The organism is Phormidesmis priestleyi BC1401 (assembly GCF_001650195.1).
GTDB classification, from domain to species: domain Bacteria; phylum Cyanobacteriota; class Cyanobacteriia; order Leptolyngbyales; family Leptolyngbyaceae; genus Phormidesmis_A; species Phormidesmis_A priestleyi_B.
In genome coordinates this window covers 22,197-28,948 of record NZ_LXYR01000056.1, presented here as the reverse complement: position 1 = coordinate 28,948, position 6,752 = coordinate 22,197, and the positions used below count along the sequence as shown (strand labels likewise).

Annotated in this window: 5 protein-coding genes; 2 read left to right on the top strand and 3 right to left on the bottom strand. The window is 50.7% G+C overall.

The window, feature by feature from the left end; all coding sequences use genetic code 11:
* Positions 1 to 50: 50 nt before the first annotated feature.
* The 3 genes from A8707_RS21190 to A8707_RS21180 all read right to left on the bottom strand — a co-directional run bounded on the left by A8707_RS21190 (position 51) and on the right by A8707_RS21180 (position 2,593).
* Entirely contained in the window at positions 51 to 836 is a 786-nt protein-coding gene (locus tag A8707_RS21190; RefSeq protein ID WP_068819191.1) for a ComEC/Rec2 family competence protein, read from the bottom strand.
* Positions 837 to 1,021: 185 nt separating this feature from the next.
* Positions 1,022 to 1,276 (bottom strand): hypothetical protein, encoded by a 255-nt coding sequence (locus A8707_RS28525; protein WP_156518802.1) that lies wholly within the window; start codon positions 1,274 to 1,276, stop codon positions 1,022 to 1,024.
* Between the two features lie 228 nt (positions 1,277 to 1,504).
* Positions 1,505 to 2,593 (bottom strand): hypothetical protein, encoded by a 1,089-nt coding sequence (locus A8707_RS21180; RefSeq protein WP_068819189.1) that lies wholly within the window; start codon positions 2,591 to 2,593, stop codon positions 1,505 to 1,507.
* Between the two features lie 505 nt (positions 2,594 to 3,098).
* Between A8707_RS21180 and A8707_RS29905 the strand changes: the two genes are divergently transcribed.
* Complete coding sequence (locus A8707_RS29905; protein ID WP_231948321.1) at positions 3,099 to 3,293, top strand: hypothetical protein; 195 nt, start codon at positions 3,099 to 3,101, stop codon at positions 3,291 to 3,293.
* Positions 3,290 to 6,724: a response regulator gene (locus tag A8707_RS21170; RefSeq protein WP_068819187.1), complete on the top strand. Its 3,435-nt coding sequence runs from the start codon at positions 3,290 to 3,292 to the stop codon at positions 6,722 to 6,724. Before A8707_RS29905 ends, A8707_RS21170 begins: the two co-directional genes overlap by 4 nt.
* The last annotated feature ends 28 nt before the right edge of the window (positions 6,725 to 6,752 follow it).

The following is a 6,752-nucleotide window of genomic DNA, read 5'->3' as shown; positions in this document are numbered from 1 at the left end:
AGACTCTGTGGCGTGACCGCCACGCGGGAACCCCTTTTACATCCCCATGCTTAAAAGACAGGGGCTTTAAGGGTTCCCCAGCCCTCCATTCCGGTAAACTGATCTTTGATATCAAACGGCAAATCGACAACGCGACTTCCTAACACCATTGAGCTGACGAGTTGTCCTTCTGGGCTACCGAGCCAGTCGATTTGCGATCGGATTATTTTCTGCCGAATCATCCACCAACCCCAGCGATCGTTGGGATGCAACCCTTCGATCGTGCGTCCTCGCAGCCCTGTAAAACAGCCGTCTCGCGCCAAATATTTCTGAAAGTCAAACCCACCGGGATTAGACGCAGGCTTTGGCTTGTAGAGAACTCCGGCGATCGCGATTTCCTGCCCTTGGGTCACTCCAGTTGCTTGCAGCAAGGGCACCGTCACATACAGTTTTCCGCGCACTTGGTCGGGTGCGATCGTTTCAGATTGAGTGGCTCGATCGACACGACTGACCTCTAGCCAGATTTGGGCTTTTCCACTGCGATTTAGGCGAGGGGTTTCTGTGACCTGTCCCGATACCGTGACCTCTTGCTTCTGGGTTGCATTCTCTAACAGACGGCTAATATCGTGGGTTCCTGGCTGCGGCACTCGCATCTGAAAATAGAGGCTTGCAGCTAAACCAACGACTCCCGCCGCGATCCAAATTCTGGAGCTAAATTTACCTTTCCAGAGTTTAGGAAGCGCGATCGCTGCCCCACATCCTACTATTAAGACAACGATTCCACCCCAAGCAACGCTTGTAGAAAGCAATCCTAGAATGTAAGCCAAACTCAAAATCACGCCGCTTGTCAAATTCACGTCCGCACCCCTCTTCGCCGCAAAACTTCAGGGTGCCCCGATTTTTGGGGTCACGGCAGATTTAAAGAAAAATCAGGATAGGCTAGCTAACTCCCGACTGAGATGGTGCGATCGCGTCAAGACAAACCGATCGCATCAGACAAGATTGAAGAACCTTTCACCCGCACGTCTATCGAATTGGAGCGCTAGGGACTAAAGGGTGCGGCGTTAAACTCACTAAACGAGATTGCACATCCGGCGGCAAGAGTATGCCATTGATGAAACATGGTGTAATCGCTGTCGCCTCCCAAAATAGAGCTTAACGCTCTTTTGATCAGCAACCCGCAGCAACGCGTTGAATAGCTCAAATGAGGAACCTTGACGGACGATCGTGTCGATCGTCTCAAACGACGACGTAGAAGAGACTGAATTCGGTATTGCTGAATCGATCTATGAAGCACAGATTTTACCCTCACCCTAGCCCTCTCCCAAGAGGAGAGGGGGACAAGAGTTCTGGCTCCCTTCCTCCTAGGGAGAAGGGTTGGCGAGGGCTTGCCCCAATCTGTGAGGAGGGCATTATTCAGCAAAGCCTGAAATTCCTCCCGGTGCGGCAGGAAAAGGACGACCACTCAGCTTAAGAGAGACCCGATCGCTCAACCTCCCTCCTCTGAAATACGTCTAAAGTTCATTCAGGCTGTCGGGGAGACCTTAAATGTCACTATATATTTTCGTAAGACATATTTACCTGCGTCGTCACCTGTAGGCGCTAATTTGCCCGCTTTTTGATCATTGATAACCCGTTGCGACACCTCACTGAGCGCAAGGTCATCTAATATTCCATACCCTGTTCGCCCAATGACTGATGGAGGAGCAGCAATTTTACCGTCTGGAGCAATCAAAACACTAATATAGGCTGGCTCAAACTTCTCAGTTAAGTTGAACGGAGACTTATAAGGAACGTCTAGAACCGGAATCGGTTTCGGCATCGCTAGATTCTTGTCAGTAACGCCTCGATCGATCACGTTTTTCTGATACCAATTGCTGTAACTGACAATGTTGTTAGAAGCAACTTCATTGGGGGTTGCGCCCGGAGACTTAAAGGTAATGCTGTCTCGCAGCCGCTGATTTTCTGCAAACACTGTTGGACGCGTCGGAGCCGAAGATATGACTGCTGGAGTTGTTGGAGTTGGCGGAGTCGTTGAAGATGCCGGAGGGGTTGTAGTCGGGGGAACGGCTCCCGAAGGAAGAAGAGGGATCTTTGGGTCAGTCGCCCCCGACGGTGGAGGAAGAGTTGTAAGCGGGGTTTGAGTTGGGTTAGGAATCGTCGTCTGATTGGGTCTAACTGAGCTTGGAGGGGGATTGAAAGCCCGCGAGAGGAGAGGATAGGGAAAGACGGTTGTTGGTGAAGACCGAAAGATAGGGGGTGCAGGCGGTATGATCGGGTCTTGAAATTTATACAACGGTACATCGGGCGGAATTGGTGGAAGCAGTCCTTGTCCTAACGGAATCTTTACGGTGCTATCAGGCGTTTTAGGAATCGGCGGCAACCCGATCGCAGAGGTGGAGGCTTGAGCTTGAAGCGACGAATCCAGCAAGCGAACGACGCGCTTGACTTCCGGCTTTGTCTCTTCAGTCGTAAAAAGAGGGAGCCACAAAAAGAAAAATAAATGGGCACCTACCGAGCCGATTAGTGCCAGCGAAAAGGGCTGACGCAGCATATCAGGAAGGTTGCGAAAAAACGCAGAGAGGGCAGACTCAGAAGCGATCGGCTGGTTCATAACATTTGTCGGAGCAGACAGGTTGAAAGACTCTACCGCTCAAATCTTAGCGCTTGAGTTCTCGGTTAAGAGTGGCGACTTGATTCTTTTCTTGCAAGACTTTAGACAAGAGGAAGATTCGAGGTCTCGATCGACCATTTGCCAAAACTGAGTGGATGCCCTTAAAGTGATCTAAGTGAACAAATTATGCGATCTCGATCACATAATCTTTACAAATCGGCGTTAGAGCCTTGTTGGTCAGGGGCAAGCTTAGTACATCAATAATAGTCCGGACAATTTTTGAGGCAGAGGCTGAAACCCTCATTCTATGGTCAGCATCTGACCTCGCCAAGGAGTCTCAAGCCTGCATTCTACCGTTGGCGATTTAAACTGTCTGGACTATTGATACATAATATGTTGGTGGGTAATCTTGAATTTGATAATAGTGGCTCTAGCGTCGATAGACGAGTGGGCGATTTGCTGCGCGAAACCAAGGATCGCATCAAATCTCAAATTTGTGGGCTGGGTGCAGACAGTTCTTCGGGGGTTGCAGTTATTAGTGATTGCCAAACCGATCATGGGCAGACTAACTATTATGTTGCCAATTCAGAGACATACAACTTATTGCATTGCGACGCAGCACCCGCTTAATGTCTGGGCTGTGATAGTGATCACTTATCTTCCCAATCAGCCAGTCATGCAGCAGGAGAGTGGTGCATGAAATCTCGTGAGGCAACCAAGCAGAAGATTTTAGTAGTCGATGACGAACCCGATAACCTAGATCTGCTCTACCGGACGTTCCATCGAGAGTTTAAAGTGCTGCGGGCAGAAAGCGGTCCGGCAGCGCTCGACATTCTCTCAAGAGAAGGCGATGTGGCGGTGATCATTTCCGATCAGCGAATGCCGATGATGAGCGGCACTGAGTTTCTGAGTCTGACGGCAACTCAATATCCCGACATTATTCGGATCATTCTCACGGGCTATACCGATGTCGAGGATCTGGTCGAAGCGATCAACGCGGGTAAAGTCTTTAAATATGTTACTAAGCCGTGGGATGACGAAGAACTCAAGCGAGTCGTTCGTCAAGCTGCTGACACCCACAGCGTTCTCAAAGCCAGAACTCAAGAGTTGCGACGGACTCTAAGGCGTGAGTCGCTTCTCAATGCCGTCACTAACACCATTCGGAGTGCTCTTAGCTACCGACAAATTTTGCAAACGATCGTCGAAACGGTCGGCAGTATGTTTGAGGTCAGTTGTGGAATTTTGCGCCCCTTTCAAGAGGGTCAATTAGCCGATGAAGGCTTTGCTTATTGGCAAGAGACGGCTGGACTGAACCCCCAAGATTCTCTCTTTCAAACCATTTGGAGCACTCATCAGGTCGAGGTGATTCAAGATGCGACGATCGACCCTTTGATTCAGTCTCAAGACTTGCAGTGTCAACAGGCATACCGAGCGGCAGACATCCGATCGAGCTTGATAGTGCCATTGATTTGTCAGCAAGAATTAATGGCGGTGCTGGCGCTGCATCAGTGCGGAGAATCGCGTCAGTGGCAGCAAGATGAAGTCGAACTGATTAGCATGGTGGCAGATCAAGCGGCGCTGGCGCTCTCGCAAGCCTATGCTTATGAGCAAGTGCGCGCATTGGCAAAGCGGGAGTCTCTGATCAACACCATCACGACTGCAATCCGATCGAGCCTTGACCCGCAAGAAATTTTTGCCGCCATCACTCAGCAATTGGGACAAGCCCTGCACGTTGATGGCTGCGCTCTGTCACTTTGGACAGAAGACGACAAATTTGTGCAACTGGTGGGGCTACACGATCCCAACTGGCAGCAGGGCGACCCAATTGCTTCAGAAATCACTGAGTTGTCAGCGTCAGAGCGATCGCTGCCTCAGTCAGAGGTGCCGATCAAAGACAACCCTGTTCTCAAGCAATTGCTTGCTTCTCAGCAGCCTGTCGTCTTAGAAGACTTATTTCAACATCCAGAAATGCAGGTGGGAGAAACAACCGTTTATACGCCTGCCCGTGCTCTGCTGGTGGTGCCCTTAATTTCAGATGGCAAGATCATTGGCAGCATTTCTCTGCGGCAAAATCAACACAAGCGCCTTTGGAAAGCGTCGGAGATTCAACTGGCTCAATCGGTGGCAGCCCAAGCCGCGATCGCCGTTCAACAATCGCGGCTCTATCAAAAAACGCGCCAGCAAGCCGAGCAACTGCTGCAACTCGATCGTCAAAAAACCGAGTTTTTCCAGAATATCTCTCACGAGTTTAGAACGCCTCTCACTTTGATGGTGGGTCCGCTAGAGTCGGCAACGGCTCAACAAGAGGGGTTGACCTATGAGGAATCGGCGATCGCGCTGCGAAATTCTCGTCGTCTGCTGCGGTTGGTCAATCAGCTTCTCGATCTGCAACGCCTGGATGCGGGGCGAATGCAGCCCAGTTTCCGCCCGTGTGACCTCAGAGAGGTCGTTAGTCAAGTTGTCGATTCGTTCCGTCCTTACTGCGAGAAAAAGGGGCTGACGGTCATAACTCACCTCAGTCCATGTCCGGCAAATTATTTAGATCTAGAGAAATTCGACAAAGTTCTCTATAACCTGTTGTCGAACGCGATGAAGTTTACGGCAGCAGGCAAGACCATTACGATCGTTGCGCGACCAGAAGGTGATCACGCCCTGTTAGAAGTGATTGACACCGGAATCGGCATTCTTCCCGATCAAATTCCGTTTTTGTTTGAGCGCTTCCGACAGGCTGAAGGATCGGCGAATCGCAGCTATGAAGGCACGGGGTTGGGTCTAGCGCTCGTCAAAGAACTCGTCGAACTTCATGGCGGACAGATCACGGTCGAATCGGTTTATGGAAAAGGCACCACGTTTAGTATTCGGCTGCAAACAGGCAACGCCCACTTACCGCCAGAGCAGGTGACTGAAGACCAGGCAGAACTGCAATCAAGCCGTGCGGCGGTAGAGTTAGCCGATTTAGAAGTGGAACTTCAGGATAATTCTGAATCTTCACCGTTAAATTCTGAATTAGAAGATTCGATTCAAAACTCAAAATTCAAGACTCAAAACCCTGATGCATCCCACATTCTCGTAGTGGATGACAACCCCGATATCCGATCGTATGTCTCAGGCATTTTGCGGAAACAGGGCTATCAAGTCTGGACAGCCCGCAACGGTGCTGAAGGATTCCAAGAAGTTCAAAATCGCCGCCCTCACCTGATCGTGACGGATTTGATGATGCCGATCGTGTCGGGTCTTGACATGATTCGGATGATTCGTCGTGACGATGATCTTAAAGGCACTCCGATCGTGTTGCTGACTGCCAAAGCCGACGAAGATACGCGCATTGAAGGGGCTGAACTGGGCGCAGATGCCTACTTGTCAAAGCCGTTTAACGATCGAGAGCTGTTGGCAGAAGTCCGCAATCTCCTAGCGCTCAAAGCAAACGAACAGCGCGTTGCTCAACTCAACACCTATCTCACCGAATCTGTCTTGAAACGGTTTCTGCCGCCCGCCTTGGTGCAACGAGCCGCTAAAGGTGAACTTCTGCTCGACTTGCGCCCTGAGCCACGCATGATTACTGTCTTGTTTAGCGATATTGTCGGGTTTACTCAGCTTTCCAACACCTTACGATCGCGCCGCGTCGCCGAACTGCTCAATGAATATCTCGCTAGCATGACCCGTGCTGTGTTTGAGAATGGCGGCACCGTTGATAAGTTTATGGGTGATGCAATTTTGGCAATCTTTGGTGCACCCGAAGAGTTGACTCCTAATGAGCAAGTCAGGCGCGCGATCGCGGCGGCTCGTCAAATGCACCGATCGCTGGAGGAACTCAACGATCGCTGGCAGGCTCAAGGGATTGATCGAGTCCAGTTTCGGTGCGGCATTCACCAAGGAACGGCGGTTGTCGGCATGTTTGGCGGCGAAGAACGAGCAGACTATACGGCGATCGGTCCCAGTGTCAATATCGCCTCTCGCATTCAGGAAGCGGCAGAGCCAAACTGCATTTTGGTGTCTGCTGCGGTTGCTGACTATCTTGACGAAGATGTGATCACTAAAGTCAGCCCCTTGGAGCTGAAAGGAGTCGATGAGACGGTGTTGACGTTCTCGGTCAATCCCTATCTAGGCGCACATTGTAGAATTCCACAGTAGGCATTTTCAGGTTCAGCATAGTTTCTAA

Bases quoted from the DNA above. Each gene is read 5' to 3' on its own strand.
- A8707_RS21180 (WP_068819189.1), bottom strand. From the start codon at position 2,593: ATGAACCAGCCGATCGCTTCTGAGTCTGCCCTCTCTGCGTTTTTTCGC.
- A8707_RS21170 (WP_068819187.1), top strand. From the start codon at position 3,290: ATGAAATCTCGTGAGGCAACCAAGCAGAAGATTTTAGTAGTCGATGAC.